The following is a 21966-nucleotide window of genomic DNA, read 5'->3' as shown; positions in this document are numbered from 1 at the left end:
GCGGAGGGGTGAGGGGCGGGAAGGGGGCTGAGGGGTGGATGGGGTCGGGCATCGGGGTCCTTAGCGGCGGGTGGCGGCGGAGATGGCGTCGGCGAGGCGGTCGAGGACGGCCGCGGCCTGTTCGTCGGTCAGGGTGAGCGGGGGGAGGAGGCGGACGACGCTGGAGTGGCGGCCGCCGAGTTCGACGATCAGGCCGCGGTCCAAGCAGGCCTGGCGGACGGCCGCCGCGAGGTCGGACGCGGCTTCCCCGGTGTCGGGGTCGGCCAGTTCGACGCCGAGCATCAGCCCGCGGCCCCGTACGTCCGCCACGCACGGGTGGGCCGGGATCAGGCCGCGCAGCGCGGTGAGCATGCGCGCGCCCAGGATCCGCGCACGCTCCGCGAGGCCGTTCTCCCGGACGTAGGCCAGCGTCGCGGTGCCCGCCGCCATGGCGAGCTGGTTGCCGCGGAAGGTGCCGGCGTGGGCTCCGGGAGCCCACTGGTCGAGCTCCGCCCGGTACACGATCACCGCGAGCGGCAGACTGCCGCCGATGGCCTTGGAGAGCACCATCACGTCGGGGACGACCCCCGCGTGGTCGACCCCCCAGAAGGCCCCGGTGCGTCCGACCCCCGTCTGGACCTCGTCGGCGATCAGCGGGATCCCGCGCTCCGCCGTGATCTCCCGCATCCTGCGGAGCCAGGCGTCGGGGGCCGGGTGGACCCCGCCCTCTCCCTGGACGGGTTCGACGATCATCCCGGCGGGGGCGGGCACCCCGCTCTTGGGGTCGTCCAGCAGGCTCCGCGTCCAACGGGCCGACAGTTCCGCCCCCTCGGCCCCGCCGACTCCGAACGGGCAGTGGCGGTCCTGCGGATACGGCAGCCGGGTCACCCGTACGTCCGCGGCCCCGCCGGAGACGGACAGCGCCCCGGCCGTCATGCCGTGGTAGGCGCCCGTGAAGGCGAGCATCCCCGACCGGCCGGTCGCGCTGCGGACGAGGGTGAGCGCGGCCTCCACCGCGTCCGTCCCGGCCGGGCCGCAGAACTGGATGCGGGCGTCCGCTGCCAGTTCCGCCGGCAGGTTGGCGAACAGCTCGGTGGTGAAGGCGTCCTTGACCGGGGTCGCGAGGTCCAGAACGTGCAGCGGAGCCCCCGAGTCGAGGACCCCGCGGATGGCTTCGAGCACCACCGGGTGGTTGTGGCCGAGGGCGAGGGTCCCTGCGCCGGAGAGGCAGTCGAGGTAGCGGCGCCCGTCCGCACCCTCGATGGTCAACCCCCGTGCGCGCACGGGAACGATGGGCAGGGAGCGCGCGTACGTCCGTGCGGCGGACTCCCGTTGGGCCTGCCTCCGCAGGATCCCCGCGGCCGCAGCCGGACCCGGCACCGGCACCGCGAACTGCACCGGATCCGGATCCCCGTTCGCCTGCGCCGAGACCTGCGCCCCGGCCGTGGCCCGCTCGCCCGTCCAAGCCGTCAAAGGCACGAGTGTCGCTCCTCCCGCACGGTTCCTCTTCCGGAGTGCGCTTCGAACATGCACGCTGCTCCCCCATCCCCCGTACGTACCAACGACGGTGGCGGCGACGGATCACGGGTGGGCCCAAGATCCTTGTCCGGACCGGCGGAACCGGTGCCCCGGGCTGTGCCGTCCCCCACGGCAGCGGCATAGTGGGGTGCTGCAACCCAGGCGCCCGCCAATCCAGGCACCATCCCGAACCACCAGGGGGATTCACGACATGCGACCGATCCGACCGGTCACCGCGATCCTGTGCTCGGCCGCGCTCGCGCTGACCGCCGCGGCGTGCGGGCCCGGCGACGGTGAGACCGACGCCAAGCCGACCGTGGCGGCGAGCCTGCCCACCAGCCTGGACGGGGTGAAGATCCCGGACGGGCTCAAGGACAAGCTCAAGGAGCACGGCATCGACCTGGAGAAGTGGAAGGGAGGTGAGTGGAAGAACTGGAAGAAGGAGGACTGGCTCCGCGAGGCGGGCGACTACATCAACCCGATCATCGAGGACCTCTGGGACCCGGACCGGATGCGTGACGCCTCCAAGACTCCGCAGCCTCCCGCCGTCGACCCGGACGCGGGCAAGGACCAGGGCGTCACCGACCCGACCCCGGCTCCGGTGGCGGCCAAGGCCGCGGCCCCGCCCTACCACCAGAGCGTCCCCGCCTCCGGCAAGGTCTTCTTCGACGGCCCCGAGGGATCGATGGTCTGCTCGGCGACCGTGGTCAAGGACCCCGCCCACCCCGGCAGGTCCAACATGGTCTGGACGGCCGGCCACTGCGTGCACGCGGGCAAGTCCGGCGGCTGGTACCGCAACATCGCCTTCGTCCCGTCGTACAACGACAACGGCAAGACCGCGGCCGCGCTCAAGGGTGCGCCCCGCGAGGAAGTGGCCCCGTACGGCGTGTGGTGGAGCGACTGGGCGCAGACCTCCGACCAGTGGATCGCGACCGGCGGTCCGACCGGCGGCGCGGGTGCCCCGTACGACTTCGCGGTGCTGCACGTGACCCCGGAGAAGGGTGGCGGCAAGTCGCTGGAGGAGACGGTCGGTACGGCGCTCCCGGTGGAGTTCAACGCTCCGGCCGCGCCCAAGATCGCGAAGATGACGGCCACCGGCTACCCGGCGGCGGCTCCGTTCGACGGTCAGAAGACCTTCCAGTGCGCCGACAAGCCGGGTCGGCTGTCGCTGAACGCGACCGACCCCACGATGTACCGCATCGGCTGCACGATGACCGGCGGTTCCTCGGGCGGCGGCTGGGTCGCGGCGGGCAGCGACGGCAAGCCCGCGCTGGTGTCGAACACCTCCATCGGCCCCGCCAAGGCGGGCTGGCTGGCCGGGCCCCGGCTGGGTCCGGAGGCGAAGGGCGTCTTCGACGCCGTGAGCGGCAAGTTCAAGTAACCGCATCGGCACACCACATGGCCGAGGGCCCCCGCTGCTGCGGGGGCCCTCGGTCGTTCATCCGGTACGCGTCGGTGTCAGTGCTTCGCGAGCACGTACGGAGCGAACTCCGCCGCCAGTTCCGCGTGCACCCGCGCCTTGAGCAGGGTGCCCTCCGCCGTGTGCTCCTCGGAGATCACCTCGCCCTCGGCATGTGCCCGGGCGACCAGCCCGCCGCGCGTGTAGGGCACGACGGCCTCGATCTCGATCGCCGGCCGCGGCAGTTCGGCGTCGATGAGCGCGAGGAGCTCCTCGATGCCCTGACCCGTGCGGGCCGAGACGGCGATCGAGCGCTTCTCGATCCGCAGCAGGCGCTGGAGCACCAGCGGGTCGGCGGCATCCGCCTTGTTGATCACCACGATCTCGGGCACCTTGACGGCGCCGACCTCGCGGATGACCTCGCGGACCGCCGCCAGCTGCTCCTCCGGGGCCGGGTGCGAGCCGTCCACGATGTGCAGGATGAGGTCGGAGTCGCCGACCTCCTCCATCGTGGAGCGGAACGCCTCGACGAGGTGGTGGGGCAGGTGCCGGACGAAGCCGACCGTGTCGGCCAGGGTGTAGATCCGGCCGGACGGGGTCTCGGCCCGGCGCACGGTCGGGTCGAGGGTGGCGAACAGGGAGTTCTCCACCAGCACGCCCGCGCCCGTGAGGCGGTTGAGCAGCGAGGACTTGCCGGCGTTGGTGTATCCGGCGATGGCGACCGAGGGCACCTTGTTGCGGCGCCGTTCCTGCCGCTTGATGTCGCGGCCGGTCTTCATCTCCGCGATCTCCCGGCGCATCTTCGCCATCTTCTCGCGGATCCGGCGCCGGTCAGTCTCGATCTTGGTCTCACCGGGGCCGCGGGTGGCCATGCCGCCACCGCCGCCGCCGCCCATCTGCCGGGACAGCGAGGCACCCCAGCCGCGCAGTCGCGGCAGCATGTACTGCATCTGCGCGAGTGCGACCTGCGCCTTGCCCTCCCGGGACTTGGCGTGCTGGGCGAAGATGTCGAGGATGAGCGCGGTCCGGTCGACCACCTTCACCTTGACGACGTCTTCGAGGGCGATGAGCTGGCCGGGGCTGAGCTCACCGTCGCAGACGACGGTGTCGGCGCCGCTCTCCATCACGATGTCGCGCAGCTCGCGCGCCTTGCCGGAACCGATGAAGGTGGCCGGGTCGGGCTTGTCGCGGCGCTGGATCACTCCGTCGAGTACGAGCGCGCCCGCCGTCTCGGCGAGGGCGGCCAGCTCCGCGAGGGAGTTGTCCGCGTCCTGCACCGTGCCGGAGGTCCATACGCCGACGAGGACGACCCGCTCCAGGCGGAGCTGGCGGTATTCGACCTCGGTGACGTCTTCGAGCTCGGTGGAGAGGCCGACCACGCGGCGCAGGGCCGCGCGTTCGGAGCGCTCGTACTGGGCGCCGTCCCGCTCTCCGTCGATCTCGTGGCTCCAGGCGACGTCCTCTTCCATCAGGGCGTCGGCCCGAAGGCTCTCGGTGAAGCTCTGCGGATCCGGCGCACCCTGTGCGTCGTCCCGCGCGTCCTGGGAAGGGGAAGAAGAGGAGGTCATTGGATCCTTACGTCGTTTTCGAATGCGTCCGCGTCAGGCGAAGCGGAGCCAAGGCCAAAGCTACTCCCGCGCGTGACATAACACTGTCACGTCCAACGTGTGACACTCCCCGGAGATTCCCCCGGGGAGTCCCCCGGAGCACCCCGCGGAACGGCCTCGTCGATGGTGGCATGCCCGTTCCGCACGCGTCACACGCTTTTCGGGGCGCTCCACTCCGGGTGCCCCGGCATCGCGGGCGTCTTGTTCCCGTACAGCCACGGCTTCAGGAACGCCGCCAGGTCCCGGCCCGCCTCCTGCGAGGCCAGCCGTACGAAGTCCTCCGTACCCGCCACCCCGTCCCGGTGCTCCCCCACCCAGCGCCGCTCCACCCGGTCGAAGGCCCTGACCCCGATCTCCTGCCGCAGCGCGTACAGGATCAGCGCGGCGCCGTCGTAGACCGCCGGCCGGAACAGCCCGATCTTCTCGCCCGGGGCGGCCGGCTTGGGCGCGGCCGGGGGGCCGCCGGCCGCCCGCCACTGGTCGGAGCGCTGGTACGCCTCGCGCATCCGCCGCTCCAGGGAGTACTTCCCGAGGCCGTCCGCGTACAGGGCTTCGTACCAGGTGGCGTGGCCCTCGTTGAGCCACAGGTCGGACCAGGTGCGCGGGCTCACGCTGTCGCCGAACCACTGGTGGGCCAGCTCGTGGACCATCACGGACTCGACGTACCACTCGGGGTAGCCCCCGCCGCCCGCGAACAGTGCGCTCTCGAACAGCGACAGGGTCTGCGTCTCCAGCTCGAAGCCCGTACGGGCCTTCGCGATCAGCACCCCGTAGTTCTCGAAGGGGTAGCGGCCGACCCGTGCCTCCATCCACTCGACGTGCCCGGCGGTCTTCTTCAGCCACGGCTCCAGGCGTTCCCGGTCCGCCGCGGGCACCACGTCGCGCAGCGGCAGCCCGTGCGGCCCGGTGCGGTGGACCACGGTCGAGTCGCCGATCGAGACCTGGGCGAGTTCGGTGGCCATCGGGTGCATCGTCCGGTACGTCCACGTGGTCGCGGCGCCCGCCCGGCGGGCCGGCAGCGCGCCCGGCACGCCGTTGGCCACGGCCGTCAGCCCGGCCGGCGCGCTGACCCGGAAGGTGAAGTACGCCTTGTCGGCGGGGTGGTCGTTGCACGGGAAGACCCGGTGCGCGGCGTCGGCCTGGTTCGCCATGGCCAGCCCGTCCTCGGTGACCACCCAGCCGCCGTCGCCGCGGCCGCGCGGGTCGCTCGTGTGCCGGACGGTGATGTGGAGGGGCAGGTCCGGCTCGACGGGCCGGGCGGGGGTCAGCACGAGGTCCTCGCCGACGCTCGCGAAGCCGGCGGGCTCTCCGTTGACCTCGGCGGAGGCCACTTTGCCGTGGGTGAAGTCGAGGTTGACGGTTTCGAGCCGCGCGAGGCTGCGCGCGTCGATGACGGTGACCGCGTCGAGCGGGCTGCTGTTGTCCTTGTACGCGAAGGAGAGGTCGTAGGAGAGCACGTCGTACCCGGGGTTCCCCAGCTCGGGGAAGAGCGGGTCGCCGATGCCGAGCGCTTGGGGCGGGGGCACGACGGCGGCGACGAGGGTGAGGGAGGCCGCGGCCAGCAGGGCGGCGCGCAGGCGCGGGGAGGTGAGCTGCATCCCCCACCGCTTATCAGCGCCCGCCACGCGCCCGCGAACGGCGCGCGACGGCTCCACCCGAAAGGGGTCGGCCCCCTTACGCCCGGCTGACGTCGTAGACCCCGGGCACGTCCCGCATGGCCCGCATCAGCGCCGGGAGGCCCGTCGCGTCGGGCAGCTGCAGGGTGTAGCTGTGCCGGACCCGCTGTTCGACCGGCGGCTCCACGGTCGCGGAGACCACCTCGACCCCCTCGCGGGCGATGGCCTCGGTCAGATCGGCCAGCAGGTGCGGGCGGCCGAACGATTCGGCGAGCAGGGTGACCCGGCAGTCCGCGGTCGCCCGCCAGTGCACGGCGACGGGGGTCCGCCCCACCGCCCGCATCTGGGCCACCGTCGCGCAGTGGACCCGGTGCACGGTGACGGCACCGCCGCGTACGACGAACCCCTCGACGGCGTCCGGTGGCACCGGGGTGCAGCATCCGGCGAGCCGCACGGTGGCGTCCGGCAGGTCGGCGACGGCGTTGCCCCCGCCCCCGCGCAGGCCGATCACCGACAGTGGCGGCCTGGGCGCCGCGGCGGCGGGCCGGGCCCCGTCGGGGTGGGCCTCCAGCCAGCTGCTGACGGCGATCCGGGCGGCCGGGGTCTTGGCGTGGTCCAGCCAGTCGGCGGCGGGCCCCGAGGAGGCGTCGTGCGCGAGCAGCAGCTGGACGGTGTCCCCGTCCGAGAGCCGGGAGGACAGGGAGGTCAGGCGCCCGTTGACCCGGGCGCCGATACAGCCGTGGGCCGCCTCGCCGTACTGCGCGTAGGCGGCGTCGATACAGCTGGCGCCGGCCGGCAGGCCCAGGGTCCCCCCGTCGGCGCGGAACACGGTGATCTCCCGGTCTTGGGCCAGCTCCGAGCGCAGGACGTCCCAAAAGGTGTCGGGGTCGGGCGCCGACTGCTGCCAGTCGAGCAGCCGCGACAGCCAGCCGGGCCGGGTCGGGTCGACCCGCTCCTCTTCGCAGTCGGCCGCCGCGATCTGGTCTGCGGACGGCAGGGCCGTGTACGGATTGCCCAGCGCCACCACGCCCGCCTCCGCGACCCGGTGCATCTGCCGGGTCCGCACGATGACCTCGGCGACCTGGGTCACGTCTCCCTCGCCCGTGGCGAAGGCGGTGTGCAGGGACTGGTAGAGGTTGAACTTCGGGGTGGCGATGAAGTCCTTGAACTCGGAGATGACCGGGGTGAAGCAGGTGTGCAGCTCCCCCAGCACGGCGTAGCAGTCCGCGTTCTCCCCCACGAGGACCAGCAGGCGGCCGAAGTCGGAGCCGCGCAGCTCCCCGCGCTTGAGGGAGATCCGGTGCACGGAGACGAAGTGCCGGGGCCGCACCACCACCTCGGCGGCGATGCCCGCGTCGCGCAGGACGACCCGTACCGAGTCGGCGATGGCGGGCAGCGGGTCGCGCTCGCCCGCGTGGGCCGCGATGAGCGCGCGGGTGTGCTCGTACTCCTCGGGGTGCAGGATCGCGAAGACGAGGTCCTCCAGCTCGGTCTTCAGGGCCTGTACGCCGAGCCGTTCGGCGAGCGGGATGAGGACGTCGCGGGTGACCTTGGCGATGCGTGCCTGTTTCTCGGGCCGCATCACGCCGAGGGTGCGCATGTTGTGCAGCCGGTCGGCGAGTTTGATGGACATCACGCGGACGTCGTTGCCGGTGGCGACGAGCATCTTGCGGAAGGTCTCGGGCTCGGCGGCGGCGCCGTAGTCGATCTTCTCGACCTTGGTGACCCCGTCGACGATGAAGCAGACCTCGTCGCCGAACTCCTCGCGGACCTGATCGAGGGTCACGTCGGTGTCCTCGACGGTGTCGTGGAGGAGCGAGGCCGTCAGGGTGGTGGTCTCGGCGCCCAGTTCGGCCAGGATGAGCGTGACGGCGAGCGGATGTGTGATGTACGGCTCACCGCTCTTGCGCATCTGGCCGCGGTGCGAGGTCTCGGCGAGCAGGTACGCGCGGCGCAGGAGCGACAGGTCCGCGTCGGGGTGATGGGCGCGGTGCGCTTCGGCGACATGGCCGATGGCGTCCGGCAGCCGGTCGCGCGGAGTGGGGCCGAGCAGCGCAGCGCGTCCGAGTCGTCGCAGGTCAAGCCTGGTCCGGCCGCGTCTGCGAAGTTCGGGGAGCGCTTCGGGACGTGCTTCGGGGTTCGTGGCCTCTGCACTCATGGGCACCTCCGACGGCTTCGACCGGCGGTGGTGGGCATGGGGTGCGCCCGCAGGGCCGGTGCCTGATGCTACCGACCCCACCACGTGGCGCAGTCCACCTCTCGCTCAGCGTGAAACGGATCACCCATTAGAGGGAAGGTTCAGGCGAAAGCCGTTTCGGTGAGCCAGGCGGGATCGAACTCGCCCTCGGCCACGATCACGGCGGGCCCCGTCATCTCGATCCGCCCGTCGGGGTGCTCGGTGATGACCAGCGTGCCGCCGGGCAGATCGACGGTGTACGTGACGGGCGCGCCGGTGACGGCCGGGTCCGCGCCGTCGCGGCGGATGGCGGCCACGGCGACCGCGCAGGCGCCGGTGCCGCAGGAGCGGGTCTCGCCGGAGCCGCGCTCGTGGACGCGCATGGCGACGTGCCGGGGGCCGCGGTCGACGACGAACTCGACGTTGACGCCCGTCGGGTAGGCGGACGCCGGGCTGTACGGGGGCGGGTCCAGCAGCTTCCCGGCATCGTCGAGGCTGTCGACGAAGGCCACCGCGTGCGGGTTGCCCATGTTGACGTTCCGCGCGGGCCAGGAACGGGCCCCGACGGAGACCGTGACCTCGCCCTCGGGCAGTTCGGCGCGGCCCATGGAGACGGTCACGTCACCGGTCTTGTCGAGGTGCACCCGCTTGACTCCGCCGCGGGTGGCGACGGCCAGGTCACCCGGCTCGACGTGCCCCGCGTGCTGGAGGTAGCGGGCGAAGACGCGGACGCCGTTGCCGCACATCTCGGCGATGGAGCCGTCGCTGTTGCGGTAGTCCATGAACCACTCGGCCTCGTCGGCCAGGTGCGCCGCCTCGGGGTGCGCCGCGGAGCGCACGACGTGCAGCACGCCGTCCGCGCCGATCCCGGCCCGCCGGTCGCACAGCCGCGCGACGGCGGAGGCCGACAGCTCGACGGCGTTGTCCGGGTCCGGGACGATCACGAAGTCGTTCTCGGTGCCGTGGCCCTTGAGGAAGGAGAGGCTGGTCTGCGTCACCCGCCCATGGTACCGAGCCGGTGCCCGGCGGAGCCGGGCCGCCCCGCTACCGGAGCCGGGCCACCCGGTACACCGCGAGCGCTACGACACCCAGCGCGACCAGCGCGTACAGCAGGGCCAGGCGCCAGTCGGGGCGCTGCCCCGAACCGCGGGCCGGGAGCCCCGGCAGGGCGTAGCCCACGCGGCGCGCGGCCATCATGCCCCAGCCCCCCGCGCAGCAGCTGATGAGGAACCCGAGCATGGCGACGACCGCTCCGCCGTCGCCGAACTCGAAGGCGAGCGGGAAGGCGAACATCAGGGAGCCGGCCGCGGCCAGCATGACGATGGGGGCGATCTGCCACAGCCTGAGCCGCCGCTGCGGGCGCAGTTCCACCTCGAACGCGGGGGCGGCAGCCGCCTCCGCCTCGGCGGAGTCCGGCGCGTCCGGGCCGTCGGGGGTCAGCCGCGCGGGATCCGCGGGCAGTCCGAGCCCGTCGGCGTCCGCCGGGACTCCGTCGAGCAGGCCGTCGCCGTCGGCGAGGGCACTGTGAAGCATCGGGTCCGTTTCCCGTCGGGTGTCGTCCCGACCGGTGTCACGAGGGCCGGCCTCCATCGCCACGCGCCCTCCCCACTTGGACTTCGTACGCCATCGTTCACCGCCGGTGACGGCACCGGCGGAAGTTTGATGATGGCACGCCGTCAGGCCCGGGACGGGCGTGCGGGGCGTCCCGATGCCATCACGTGATCAGGCTGTGACCGCTCGTTCGACCAACGACTGCGCGAGTCCGGCGAGTTCCCCCCGGTCCTCGGCGGCCCCGCTGAGCCAGTGCACCCTCGGGTCGCGGCGGAACCACGAGTCCTGCCGGCGGGCGAACCGCTTGGTGGCGCGTACCGTTTCGGCGCGCGCCTCCTCCTCCGTGCACTCCCCGGCGAGCGCGGCCAGCACCTGCTGGTAGCCGAGCGCCCTGGAGGCGGTGATTCCGCCCCGCAGGCCCGCGGCCTCCAGCGTGCGGACCTCGTCCACCAGCCCGGCCTCCCACATACGGTCCACGCGCAGCGCGATCCGCTCGTCGAGTTCGGGCCGGGCCACGTCCACGCCGATCTGGACCGTGTCGTAGACGGACTCGTGGCCGGGCAGGTTGGCGGTGAACGGCCGTCCGGTGATCTCGATGACCTCCAGAGCCCGCACGATGCGGCGGCCGTTGCTGGGCAGGATGGCCTGCGCCGCGGCCGGGTCGGCGGCGGCCAGGCGGGCGTGCAGGGCGCCGGGGCCGCGCAGGGTGACCTCGACCTCCAGCCGGGCCCGGACCTCGGGGTCGGTGCCGGGGAATTCCATGGCGTCGAGCGCGCCGCGCACGTAGAGGCCGGAACCGCCGACGAGGACCGGCGTACGGCCCTGGGCGAGCAGCTTGTCGATCTCGGCGCGGGCGAGGCGCTGGTACTCGGCGACGCTGGCCGTCTCGGTGACGTCCCAGATGTCGAGGAGGTGGTGCGGGACCCCTCCGCGTTCCTCCGTCGTCAGTTTGGCGGTACCGATGTCCATCCCCCGGTACAGCTGCATCGAGTCTGCGTTGACGACTTCGCCGTCGAAATGACGGGCCAGGGCTACGCCCAGATCGGACTTTCCGGCCGCGGTGGGTCCTACGACGGCGATGACCCGCGGGGCGGGGGCTGCTTTCCTCACCGCACCAGTCTCGCAGCCCCGCGTCAAGGCACTGCCATGTACCCGATCGAGCTACGTGACGGGACCGGACCGGGGTCGTTGCCTTGGCGGGGTTCCGGCCGGGCGTGCGCTTGCCGTACGGCGGCCCGCCCACGGCGGAACTTCACTCACACGAGTAACGTTATAGGAGTAGACATGGGCATTTTGGACCGGCTTCTCGGCCGTAAGACCCAGGCGACGACCGATGAGGCCGTTTCCTCGGATCTGACGGCGGAGTCCGCGACGGCCGACGAGGCCGGGACCGAGCAGGCTGTGGCGGAGGAGAACGCGGCGGAAGCCGTCGAGATCCCGAAGCAGCAGTCGGCGGAGGTCAGCGCGGACAGCGAGGCCGCAGAGGGTGCCCGTACGTAGCCTCGCTATTGGAAGGTGACCCATGGGCCTGCTGGACAATCTGAAGGCCAAGCTCGCGCCCGCCAAGGACAAGGTCGGCGACCTCGCTGCACAGCACGAGGGCAAGATCACCCAGAATCTGGAGAAGGTGGCCAAGGCCGTCGATTCCAAGACCAAGGGCAAATACAGCGGCCAGATCTCTAGCGGCGCGGACAAGGCGAAGGACGCCCTGGGCAAGATCGCGCACAAGGACGCTCCCGGCGGGCCGACGCCGCCGGCCGCTTCCTGACGCGTTCCCCGGAATCCCGGAAGGGGCGCGGCACCACTCGGTGCCGCGCCCCTTCTCCGTTTCTCGGTGCTACGGCTTCTCGGTGCTACGACCAGGCGGCGACGAAGTACCCGACCCCGTACGGGGCGTCCTCGTACAGCAGCCGGCCTTCGAGCCCGGCGCCCTCGGCGGCGCCCGCGAGCACCTGCCAGGGGGCCCGGCCGGCGGCCTGGAGCTCGGCGGCGAGCCCCGCGTCGAGGGCGGCGAGGGCGGGCAGGTCGGCGGCGCCCAGCGCGCGGGCGGCCTCGGCGTCGAAGGCGGCCGCGCGTTCGTCGAGGTAGCCGGGGGCCTTGAGGGACCGGCAGGCGCTGCCGTCGCCCATGACGAGCAGGGCGACCCGGGCTTCGCGCGCGGCGAGCTCCCGCCCGGCCTCCAGACACCGCTCGGTGTCCAGGGGCCCGGCGACCCCGAACCCCTCCAGGGGCGTGGCGCCCCAGCCCGCCCGGCCGAGCAGCCAGGCCCCGACGGCGAGCGGGGTGGGCAGCAGGCGCGGGCCCTCCTCGCCCTCCCCCAGCCGTACGTCGGCCCCGGCGCCGAACCCGCGGAAGGTGCCGCGGGCGCCCTGGGGGTAGGCGCCGTGGTGGTCCGGGTCGGAGGCTCCGACCACGACGAGCAGATCGGGCCGGGAGGCGGCGAGGACGGACAGCGCGTCGGAACACGCGGTCCGGGCGTCGCCGAGTTCGGCGGCGGCTCCCGTGGCGAGCTCCGGCAGGAGCATCGGCGGGGCGGGGCAGACGGCGGCGGCTACGAGCATGATCCGCAGCGTAGCCGTGACCGGGTCCGGCCGGGTGGAGTGAGGAGTCCCCTACCCGCCCTTCCACCGTTCCCCGGGCTCCGCCCGGACCCCTACGTGCGGCGCCGTTCCCGGGGTCCGGGGCGGAGCCCCGGGGAACGGGCGAAGGGCGGGTAGGGGACCCAGCCCCGCAGGGCTCAATCACCCGCACCCGCCCACCGGGCCCGCGCCACGCTGCGGTGGCGGCAGCACCCACCGGCGTCAGGAAGCCTGGCAGCCCGACGTCGTCACCGGGAGGGGGGCCGGGACGCCCAGGGTCGGGATGCCGAGGAGGACGCCCTTCGGCTGCGCCGGAGCCGCGTTGCGCTTCTCCCACGCATCGCCCGCACGGGTCCGCCGTACCGCCCCCGTCGGGCCCTCCGCAAGGAGGTGGTGCGGCGCCGCGTAGGTGATGTCCACGGTCACCACGTCACCGGGGCGGACCTCTTCCTCGGGCTTCGTGAAGTGCACCAGGCGGTTGTCGGGGGCCCGCCCGGACAGCCGGTGCGTGGCGCCGTCCTTGCGGCCCTCGCCCTCCGCGACCATGACCTCCAGGGTCCGGCCGACCTGCTTCTTGTTCTCCTCCCAGGAGATCTCCTCCTGGAGGGCGACCAGGCGCATGTACCGCTCCTGGACGACCTCCTTGGGGATCTGCCCGTCCATGTCGGCGGCCGGGGTCCCGGGGCGCTTGGAGTACTGGAAGGTGAAGGCGTTCGCGAAGCGGGCCTCGCGGACCGCGTGCATCGTCTGCTGGAAGTCGTCCTCCGTCTCACCGGGGAAGCCCACGATGATGTCGGTGGAGATCGCCGCGTGCGGGATGGCGGCGCGGACCTTGTCGATGATGCCGAGGAAGCGCTCCTGGCGGTACGAGCGGCGCATCGCCTTCAGGATCGTGTCCGATCCGGACTGCATCGGCATGTGCAACTGCGGCATGACGTTGGGGGTCTCCGCCATCGCCGCGATCACGTCGTCGGTGAAGTCGCGCGGGTGCGGGGAGGTGAAGCGGACCCGCTCCAGGCCCTCGATGGCGCCGCAGGCGCGCAGCAGCTTGGAGAAGGCCTCGCGGTCGCCCAGGTCGGAGCCGTAGGCGTTGACGTTCTGGCCGAGCAGGGTGATCTCGGAGACGCCCTCGGCGACGAGTGCCTCGACCTCGGCGAGGATGTCGCCGGGACGGCGGTCCTCCTCCTTGCCGCGCAGCGCCGGGACGATGCAGAAGGTGCAGGTGTTGTTGCAGCCGACGGAGATCGAGACCCAGGCGGCGTACGCGGACTCGCGCCGGGTCGGGAGCGTGGAGGGGAAGGCCTCCAGCGATTCGGCGATCTCGATCTGCGCCTCTTCCTGGATGCGCGCGCGCTCCAGCAGGACGGGCAGCTTGCCGATGTTGTGCGTGCCGAAGACCACGTCGACCCAGGGGGCGCGGTCCACGATCGTGTCGCGGTCCTTCTGCGCGAGGCAGCCGCCGACGGCGATCTGCATGCCGGGGCGCTTGGTCTTCATCGGGGCGAGCCGGCCGAGGTTGCCGTAGAGCTTGTTGTCGGCGTTCTCGCGGACGGCGCAGGTGTTGAACACGACGACGTCGGCGTCACCGTCGGAACCCTGGGGGGCGCGGACGTACCCGGCGTCCTCCAGCAGGCCGGACAGCCGCTCGGAGTCGTGCACGTTCATCTGACAGCCGTACGTCCGGACCTCGTACGTTTTCACAACAGTCGCCTCGCCGCTCTCGGTGCTCACCCAGCAAGGGTACGGGTCGGGCGTGGCGGCCAGGGCCGGGCGTGGGCCGGAGCGGGCCGGGCGGGCCGACCGGGCCGTGACAGGACGGCGGGTCGGTGGCAGGATCGCGGCCATGCCTCTCGTACCGCCCCGGATCAGCAGGCGCCGTGCCCTGCGGGCCCTGGTGGCCGTACTGGCCGTGCTCTGCGCCCTCGTCTGGTGGCTGCGGCCCTTCGGCCGGCCGGAGCTCACGGGTGAGATCACCCTCAGCACCGGTGTCCAGAAGGGGGTCTACCACCTCTACGGCCAGCTGCTGGAGCAGGCCCTCGCCGAGGACGTGCCCGGGGTGCGGGTCCGGCTGAAGACGAGCGAGGGTTCGCAGCAGAACCTGCAGCGGGTGGCCTCGGGCGAGGCCGACTTCACGGTGGCGACGGCCGACGCCGTGGCCAAGTACCAGGTCGACCGGAAGCCCGGAGCGGACCGGCTGCGCGGCCTGGCCCGGCTCTACGACGACTACGTCCAGCTCGTGGTGCCCGCCGGTTCGCCCGTCCAGTCCGCCCGGGACCTGCGGGGCAAGCGGGTCGCCGTGGGCCAGGACGGCTCGGGGGTGCGGCTGATCTCGGAGCGGATGCTCACGGCGGCGGGGCTGGACCCGGTGCGCGACGTCACCCCGGTGGCCATCGGCATCGACACCGTGCCGGCGGAGCTGGAGGCCGGCCGGATCGACGCCTTCTTCTGGTCGGGCGGGCTGCCCACCACGGCCGTGAAGGAGCTCTCGGAGCGGTTCGAGATCCGGCTCGTGCAGCTCGGCGACTTGGTGGAGGCGCTCCAGGCCAGCGGAAGCCCCGCCCGGTACTACCGGGCGGCGGTGATGCCCCAGGACGCCTACGACCGCGCCCGCAGCAACTCGGCGGTGTCCACCGTGGCGGTGCCGAACCTGCTGGTGACCCGGGAGGACGCGGGCGACGAGCTGACGGAGCAGTTCACGCGCATGGTGATCGACAGCCGGGACGAAATCGGCGGCCAGGTGCACGCGGCCCAGCTCGTGGACCTGCGGACGGCGATCTACACGGACCCCCTGCACCTGCACGACGGCGCGGCCCGCTACTACCGCTCGGTCAAGCCGTAGGGCCTGCCGGCCTGCCCCCGGCCGCCTTCACGACGGCAGCAGCATCGTCGCCGCGGCGGCGGCCCCGATCAGGCCCGCGTGGGTGCCCAGCGTCGCCGGGACGACCTGGAGGTCCTTGACGAAGGACAGGGTCGCGTACGAGGCCAGGTGCTCCCGGACCGGCCCGAAGAGGGTGTCGCCGGAGGCCGCGACCCCGCCCCCGATGACGGCGATGTCGGTCTCGACGAGGGTCGCGGTGGCCGCGATGGCGGCGGCCAGCGCCCGGCCCGCGCGGTCGAAGGCGGCCAGGGCGACGGGATCGCCGGCGGCAGCGGCGGCGGCCACCCCGGCGGCGGTGGCGTCCCCGGCCGGGACCCAGCCCTGGGCCAGGGCCCAGGCCGCGATGGCGGTGCCGGAGGCGATGGACTCCACGCAGCCGCGGCCGCCGCACGCGCAGGGCTCCCCGTCGAAGGCCACGCTGATGTGGCCGATGTGACCGGCGTTCCCGGTGGGTCCGGGGTGAAGCTGGTTGTTCAGGACGAGTCCGCCGCCGACGCCGGTGGAGACCACCATGCAGAGCGCGTTGGCGTGCCCGCGGGCGGCGCCCAGCCAGTGCTCGGCGGCGGTCATCGCCACCCCGTCGCCGGCCAGCACCGTCGGGATCCGAGCCCCGTGCCGCACGAGCTCGGCCTCCACCCGGGCCTGGACGGGGAAGCCCCGCCAGGCGCCGATGTTGACCGGGCTGACCGTGCCGCGCGCGGCGTCCACCGGGCCCGCGCTGCCGATCCCGCAGCGGACCGCCGAGTCCCACAGCGGGGACTTCGCGAGCTCCGCGACCACCTCGGCCACGGCCGCGAACACGGCGTCCCCGTCGGCTCCGCGCGGGGTGGGGCGGCGGGTGGTGGCCGTCATGGCGCCGTCGGAGTCCACCAGCGCTCCGGCGATCTTCGTACCGCCGATGTCGATCGCGACCGTGAGGCCGGAGGCACCCGGCGCTCCGGCGCGGGGCGCCGGGAAGGCGGGGGCGGGGGTGGGAGTGGGGGTACTGGTCACGGTGGCGCTCCAGGAAGGGGTCGATTTCAGTATGCGGCCGGCGGCGGAGCCGTACTCTCGCGGGGCTCCAGCCGCGGCAGCTCGCTCTCGCGGGACCTCGGCGGACCCCCCGCGAGGACCGCGAGGAGCTCCTCGGCCGCGAGCCGGCCGAAGCCGGCCGTATCGCGGACCAGGGCCGTCAGCCGGGGACGGGTGACCCGGCAGAGGGCGGAGTCGTCCCAGGCGACGACCGAGAGCCCGCCCGGTACCGGGATGCCCAGCTCGGAGGCGACGGCCACGCCGGCCACCGCCATCACGTCGTTGTCGTAGACGATCGCGGTCGGCTGCTCCGGCCCCGGCTCGGCGAGGATCCGCCGGGTGGCCTCCGCCCCCTCGGCGTCGGAGTAGTCGGTGGTGACCGAGCGCACCTGGCCGGGGTCGAGGCCCAGCCGCTGCGCCTCGGCGCGCAGCGAGGCGATCCGGCGCTCGGTGTGGGCGAGTCCGGGCAGGCCCGCGACGTGCGCGATCCGGCGGTGGCCGAGCCCGTACAGGTGGTCGAGCACCTGCGCCATGGCGCCGGCGTCGTCCGCCCGGACGGCGGACAGGGCTGCGGGGGCGGCGGCAGCTGAGTCGGGAGAGGCGGAGTCGGGAGAAGCGGAGGCCGGCCCCGTCTCCCCCACCGTGACGGCCGGCAGGGCGAGCTGTTCGAGCAGGGCCGGGCGCGGGTCGTCGGTCCTCGGGTCCACGACGACGACCCCGTCGACGCGCCGCTCGGCCCACCAGCGGCGGTAGACGGCGCATTCGGCGTCGAGGTCCTCGACCACCTGGAAGAGCAGGGCGATCCGGCCGGCGGCCAGGACCTCCTGGATGCCGGAGACCAGTTGGAGGAAGAAGGACTCGACGCCGAGGGTGTGCGCGGGCCGGGCGAGGACCAGGCCGACCGCGCCGGACTGCTCTCCGGACAGGGCGCGGGCGGCGCTGTTGGGCTGCCAGCCGAGCTCTTCGGCGACCCGCCGGATGCGGGCGCGGGTGTCCTGGGAGACCCCGGGCCGGTTGTTGAGCGCGAAGGAGACGGCGCTCTCCGACACCCCGGCCTGGCGGGCGATGTCCTTGATGGTCGGTCTGCGGGCCATGGCCTGTCTCATCCCTCGGTGACGTGGACGGCAATGGCCGGACCGTACGCGATCCTGCCCTGGCAGACCGCCTTGACCACGATCCAGTACTCCCCCGCGGGGGTCCCGGGCGGCGGCCGCAGCTCGAAGACGGCTTGCGCCTCGCCGTCCGCCGGGACCTCGACCGGCAGGACGGCGGGGGCCGTCAGCTCCCAGGTGCCGAACGGTGAGACGGCGTACGCCTGCCCCGTCAGGGCGGTACGGATGCCCGTGGAGCCGATCCGTGCCCGTACGAGGGCCCGCCCGCCGGGGGCGACGGTGACGGCGGGCTCCGGCGCGGCCACCCACAGCCCGGCCGGGGTCCCGGCCGGGCCGCCGGGGACGGTGACGGTGAGCACGTCCTCGAAGGTGCCCGCCGGGGTGGTGGCGAGGATCCGGACCAGGTGTTCGCCGGGCCGCGCTCCGGCGGCGGGCTCCACGGCGAGCGGGAAGGAGACGTGCCCGCCGGGCGGGAGCTCGGGGCGCCGCCGGGTCCAGGAGGCGGTCCAGCCCTCGGGGGCCCGGACCTCCAGCGCGACCGGGCCGCCGTCCGCCTGCCCGTGGGCGGCGAGGGTGACCGTGGCCCGGGCGGGGATCCCGTCACACGTCACCGTGTACGGGGCGTCGCCGAGCGGGGCCGTCCCGGTGTTGTGCAGCCAGTACCGGCTGAACACCGGCTGGTGCGGCTCCCGTTCGTCCTGGCGCGGCGGCATGCCGGATTCCGTGAGCAGCAGGAGCGTGGTCGTCGCCGCGCCCTGGACCTGCCCCTCGAAGCACCCGGTGGGGCGGTCCAGCAGATCGGCCTCGGCGGCCGGATCCGTCGGCCACAGGGTCTCCGCCATCACCGGGCGGCCGTGCGTTTCGCGCAGCCGGACGGCGAGGTCGCGCCGCGCGCCGGAGCCCTCGGCCCGTTTGACCGTCTCGATCAGCACCCGGTCGGCCGGCTCCACGCCGAGCAGCGAGCGCGCGGGCGGGCGGGGGCCCGCGCCGGGGGCGGCCGTGACGGCGGTGAGCGGCTTGTTGAACTCCCGTCCGCGGCGCACCAGGTCCACCGCCCGCCAGTCCCCGGCGCCCGCGACCAGCGCGTGCTCGAAGACGTGGGTCCAGTGCTGGAGCTGGAAGGAGCTGCCGTCGGGGGCGGTGCGCCGCGGAGGGTCCATCCACTCCCCGCTCGGGCGGCCGGTGCAGGACCGCATCAGGGTGCTGTGCAGCCGCCCGGCGGTGTCGACGGCGAAGCTGGGCGTGCCGCGCACCAGGAGCCCGACGGTGCGGTCCGCGTACGGCTCGTCGTGCGGGTGGGCCGTCTCGTGCGCGCCCGCTTCGGTCACCGGAGCTGAGGCTCCGCACGGCGGAGCCGAGGCGTCGATCCGGCCCGACGCGGCGATGGCCCGGGCGAGTTGCGCCGGGGGCCCCGCGTGGACCAGGACCGGCAGGTCCCGGATGCCGGTCAGGTCGCAGCCTGGGCTCCAGAGCGAGCGGAGCCCCGCTCGGGCCGCAACCCAGACCTGCCCGTGTTCCCGTAGGGCTTCTCGTAGTGCCTTCTCGTGGGCGGGACCGGCCGACTCGAGCAGCGCCGCCGTGAACGGGTTCTCCTCGGGGCCGCCGAGTGCGATGCGGAAGTCGGGCAGGCTGCTGTCCACCGCCAGGTCGCCCCACCGCGGCCCGGACGCCCGGGCCGGGGTCGCGGTGACGCCGTACCGGCCGAGCGCGGTGACCAGGTCCCGGAGCCCGGGAGGGGCGCCCGCGTCCGGCAGGACGATCTCCGCCGCTCCCAGGGCCCGGCCGCCGGGCCCGGTCATCGGCGCCGACAGCGCGAACCAGTTCAGGCAGGGGCTGTCCAGGGTCCAGGGAGCCCGGGTGTGGTCGGCCCCGGTGTCCGCCTCGGGGAAGGCGAACCCGCGCCCCACGGCGGACGCGGCGGTCTCGGCGACAGGCAGCGCCCCGGGCACGTCCGCCGGGATCCGCAGCCGCAGCAGCTGGTCGGAGCCCTCGAACGTGTGGACCGTCGTGGTGAGTTCGGCCCGGTCCAGGCCGTCCCACAGGGTGGTGGTCCGGGTCCAGCGGACCGGCCCGGTCCGCCCGGTGGCCACGATCCGCGAGCCGAGCGGCCCGCGTTCCGCCCGGCAGGACTCGGCGGGCGCCCCGCCCGAACCGGCGCCCGGGCCCTTGGGCAGCAGGTGCCAGGGGCCCTCTTCGAAGTAGGGGTGCTTGTCGTACTCCTCCTGCACGACGAGCTCGTCCACCTCGCCGGGGGTGAGGACCTCCTGCCCGGTGCGCCGGTCCAGCAGCCGGGCGAGACCACCGCCGCGCGCGGGATCGGCCTCGGCGCGCAGGAACTCGTTCTGGACGGCGTGCCCCGGCGCCGGCTCCCAGCCTCCCGAGAGCGGCAGCTCGGAGACGGCGAGCCACCAGGTGCGGTGGCCGAGCGAGGGCACGTCCCGGGCGAGGAAGGCCAGCTCGGCGGTCCCGCCGGCGACGGCCCCGACGTGCACGGGCGCGCCGCGGCCGGTGTCGTCCAGGACGGTGATCAGGCCGGCGTCGCGGTCGTCGGCGAGGCCGAGTGCCACCAGGTCGACCCGGGTACGGACCAGGTCGGTACGGGTCCACGAGACCGGGTTGTGCACGGTGACGGCGAGCGGTCCCGGGCCGCGGGTGTCGGCCGCGGCGGTGAGCGCGGCGAGCGCCTCCTCCCGTACGCCGGCGGCCAGTTCACCGGCCTCGCGCCAGGTGGGGAGCAGGTCGAGGTAGACCTGGTCGGAGAAGGTCCCGGTGACGGCGTCGTGGTGGGCGGCGTGCAGCAGGTGGCGCCAGGCCTTGGCGAGGGTCTGCGCGGGGTAGGCGGTCAGGCCTTCGGCGCAGGCGAGGGCGGCGAAGGTCTCGGCCTGTTCGAGGAGGTTCTCGGCGGCCCGGTGCGCCTGCTTCACGTCGGCGTAGGTGACGTCCTTGCCGGTGTAGACCGGGCCCATCTCCCGGGTGACCGGCAGCGGTTGCTCGCCGCGCGCCGCGAGTTCGGCGCGGACGGCGTCGAAGTGGGCGCGCGGGCCGGTGTGTTCCATGCGGGGCCAGCAGTAGCGGCGGTTCCAGGCGTGCTGCACGTCCAGGCCCCAGCGGTGCGGCCAGGAGAAGTCGGTGCCCATCGGAATCAGGACGTTCTTGGTCGCGGCCGCGGTGCGCAGCAGCTCGTACAGGTCCAGCAGCTGTTCGGCGGCGGCCTCCGCGTCGGGTGCCTGGTGGGAGAACCAGCCGGCGGAGTAGTGCGCGGGCAGGTAGTGCAGGAGCAGCCCCTCTCCGCCGGGGGCGATCCACTCGTACTCGGCGGGCAGCTGCATGGCGGCGGGCGCGCGCAGCTCGTCGCCCCAGGTGTCCATCATCGGGCCCCACTGGTGGTGGGGCCCGCGGGCGAGGACGGCGGAGTCGAGTCCGGCGCCGGCCATCAGCGCCGGGAAGGAGGGGTCGTGGCCGAAGACGTCGAGCTGCCAGGCGGTGCGCGGGTCGGCGCCGAGGGCGCCGCGGTGCAGCGCGAGGCCGTGGACGGCGGAGCGGATGGTGGTCTCGGCGGAGGTGAGGTTGGTGGAGGGCTCGTTGTAGGTGCCGCCGACGATCTCCACCCGGCCGTCGGCGATCAGCGCGCGCAGCTCGGCGCGTTCGGCGGGGTGCGTGTCCCAGTAGGGCTTGAGGTAGTCGACCTCGGAGAGCACGAAGCGGTACGCCGGGTCCTCGCGCGCCTGCTGGAGGTGGAGCGGGATCAGGGTGAAGGCCGGGACGCCGGTGTACTCCCAGCCGCGCTCGGCCTCGCCGGGCTTCGGCGGGGCGTCCCAGAGGGCGGTGTAGGCGGCCTGGGTGTTCCACCACATGGGGTCGTAGTGGAAGTGCGGGACCAGGCGGACGGTCCAGCCGGGCTCGGCGACGACCAGGTCGAAGGGGTGCTCCGCGAGCGGCCGCCCGTCGGGGGTGGTGACGCGGACGGTGGCGGGCAGGACGGCCCCGGGGGCGGCGCCGGGGGTGCGGACGGCGACCTCGACGGTGGACTCGACGCCCGGGCCGGCCGCAGACCCTGCTGTGGCCCCGGCTTCGGCCCCGGCCTCCGGGGCCAGGTCGGCGCGGGCGTCCGTACCCGCGTAGGCCTCGGCGGTGTCGGCGCGCACGATGCGGGGGTACGGGGTGGTGACGGCGGTGACGCCGCCGTCACCGACGCCGTCACCGACGCCGTGCACGGCCACGTGCAGCGGGCCGGCCGGGCGCGTCCTGCGGATGCGCACCCGGACGATCTGCGAGGGGGTGTCCGGCGGGCCGCCGAAGAGGGCCGGGGTGGTGACCGACGTGACGGTAATTCCGCTGTCCATTTCCGCACACTTCCTTGTGTGACAACACCGCTCAACAAGAACTAAACCGCATTAGTGCGCTTAGCTTCGAGCGGCTGGAACCCGTCTGTCAACCGGACTGAAGCGCATAAGTACCAGCGCCCGCGAGGACAGGACTTCCATCCCGCCAAGTCGGGACGTTCGGAGATATGGATCCTGTTGACTTATCCCCCGCGCAG

16 protein-coding genes are annotated in these 21966 nt (G+C 73.7%); 4 read left to right on the top strand and 12 right to left on the bottom strand.

What is annotated here, in order from left to right; genetic code table 11:
- Nucleotides 1-60: 60 nt before the first annotated feature.
- Entirely contained in the window at nt 61-1377 is a 1317-nt protein-coding gene (locus tag AC061S_RS34660; RefSeq protein ID WP_478689853.1) for a diaminobutyrate--2-oxoglutarate transaminase family protein, read from the bottom strand.
- Nucleotides 1378-1708: 331 nt separating this feature from the next.
- Between AC061S_RS34660 and AC061S_RS34655 the strand changes: the two genes are divergently transcribed.
- A complete protein-coding gene (locus AC061S_RS34655) occupies nt 1709-2878 on the top strand; it encodes a trypsin-like serine peptidase (protein ID WP_478689848.1) in 1170 nt (389 codons plus the stop codon).
- 77 nt (nt 2879-2955) lie between these two features.
- On the opposite strand, the gene hflX is transcribed toward AC061S_RS34655, so the two are convergent.
- The 6 genes from hflX to miaA form a co-directional block, all read right to left on the bottom strand.
- The gene (gene hflX / locus AC061S_RS34650) at nt 2956-4464 is read right to left on the bottom strand and encodes a GTPase HflX (protein ID WP_478689847.1); all 1509 of its coding nucleotides are present in this window, start codon (nt 4462-4464) and stop codon (nt 2956-2958) included.
- A 188-nt stretch (nt 4465-4652) separates the two neighbouring features.
- On the bottom strand, nt 4653-6101 hold the full coding sequence (locus AC061S_RS34645; RefSeq protein ID WP_478689846.1) for a M1 family metallopeptidase: 1449 nt from the start codon (nt 6099-6101) through the stop codon (nt 4653-4655).
- A 76-nt stretch (nt 6102-6177) separates the two neighbouring features.
- Complete coding sequence (locus AC061S_RS34640) at nt 6178-8277, bottom strand: RelA/SpoT family protein (protein WP_478689845.1); 2100 nt, start codon at nt 8275-8277, stop codon at nt 6178-6180.
- 140 nt (nt 8278-8417) lie between these two features.
- Nucleotides 8418-9293 carry a diaminopimelate epimerase gene (gene dapF, locus AC061S_RS34635; RefSeq protein WP_478689844.1) on the bottom strand — a complete coding sequence of 292 codons (876 nt, stop codon included), beginning with the start codon at nt 9291-9293 and terminating at the stop codon, nt 8418-8420.
- A 46-nt stretch (nt 9294-9339) separates the two neighbouring features.
- The gene (locus tag AC061S_RS34630) at nt 9340-9891 is read right to left on the bottom strand and encodes a hypothetical protein (protein WP_478689843.1); all 552 of its coding nucleotides are present in this window, start codon (nt 9889-9891) and stop codon (nt 9340-9342) included.
- 126 nt (nt 9892-10017) lie between these two features.
- Nucleotides 10018-10956, bottom strand: a complete 939-nt coding sequence (gene miaA / locus AC061S_RS34625) for a tRNA (adenosine(37)-N6)-dimethylallyltransferase MiaA (RefSeq protein ID WP_478689842.1) — start codon at nt 10954-10956, stop codon at nt 10018-10020.
- 174 nt (nt 10957-11130) lie between these two features.
- On the opposite strand from miaA, the gene AC061S_RS34620 reads away from it, so the two are divergent.
- Nucleotides 11131-11346 carry a gliding motility protein gene (locus AC061S_RS34620; protein WP_478689841.1) on the top strand — a complete coding sequence of 72 codons (216 nt, stop codon included), beginning with the start codon at nt 11131-11133 and terminating at the stop codon, nt 11344-11346.
- Between the two features lie 22 nt (nt 11347-11368).
- Entirely contained in the window at nt 11369-11614 is a 246-nt protein-coding gene (locus AC061S_RS34615) for an antitoxin (protein ID WP_266881466.1), read from the top strand.
- A gap of 85 nt (nt 11615-11699) precedes the next feature.
- On the opposite strand, the gene AC061S_RS34610 is transcribed toward AC061S_RS34615, so the two are convergent.
- A complete protein-coding gene (locus AC061S_RS34610) occupies nt 11700-12407 on the bottom strand; it encodes a class III extradiol ring-cleavage dioxygenase family protein (RefSeq protein ID WP_478689840.1) in 708 nt (235 codons plus the stop codon).
- 240 nt (nt 12408-12647) lie between these two features.
- A complete protein-coding gene (miaB, locus tag AC061S_RS34605; protein WP_478689839.1) occupies nt 12648-14156 on the bottom strand; it encodes a tRNA (N6-isopentenyl adenosine(37)-C2)-methylthiotransferase MiaB in 1509 nt (502 codons plus the stop codon).
- A gap of 112 nt (nt 14157-14268) precedes the next feature.
- Here miaB and AC061S_RS34600 point away from each other — a divergent pair, with 112 nt between their 5' ends.
- A complete protein-coding gene (locus tag AC061S_RS34600; RefSeq protein ID WP_478689838.1) occupies nt 14269-15264 on the top strand; it encodes a TAXI family TRAP transporter solute-binding subunit in 996 nt (331 codons plus the stop codon).
- Nucleotides 15265-15291: 27 nt separating this feature from the next.
- On the opposite strand, the gene AC061S_RS34595 is transcribed toward AC061S_RS34600, so the two are convergent.
- The 3 genes from AC061S_RS34595 to AC061S_RS34585 all read right to left on the bottom strand — a co-directional run bounded on the left by AC061S_RS34595 (nt 15292) and on the right by AC061S_RS34585 (nt 21769).
- Nucleotides 15292-16209: an ROK family protein gene (locus AC061S_RS34595; RefSeq protein WP_478689852.1), complete on the bottom strand. Its 918-nt coding sequence runs from the start codon at nt 16207-16209 to the stop codon at nt 15292-15294.
- Nucleotides 16210-16322: 113 nt separating this feature from the next.
- Nucleotides 16323-17408 (bottom strand): LacI family DNA-binding transcriptional regulator, encoded by a 1086-nt coding sequence (locus AC061S_RS34590; RefSeq protein WP_478689837.1) that lies wholly within the window; start codon nt 17406-17408, stop codon nt 16323-16325.
- An 8-nt stretch (nt 17409-17416) separates the two neighbouring features.
- Nucleotides 17417-21769 (bottom strand): glycoside hydrolase family 38 N-terminal domain-containing protein, encoded by a 4353-nt coding sequence (locus AC061S_RS34585; RefSeq protein WP_478689836.1) that lies wholly within the window; start codon nt 21767-21769, stop codon nt 17417-17419.
- Nucleotides 21770-21966: the final 197 nt, after the last annotated feature.

It is taken from the genome of Streptomyces sp. CA189 (genome assembly GCF_056428985.1).
Note: the sequence above shows the minus strand (reverse complement) of the source record. Positions and strands in the feature narration are given on the sequence as shown.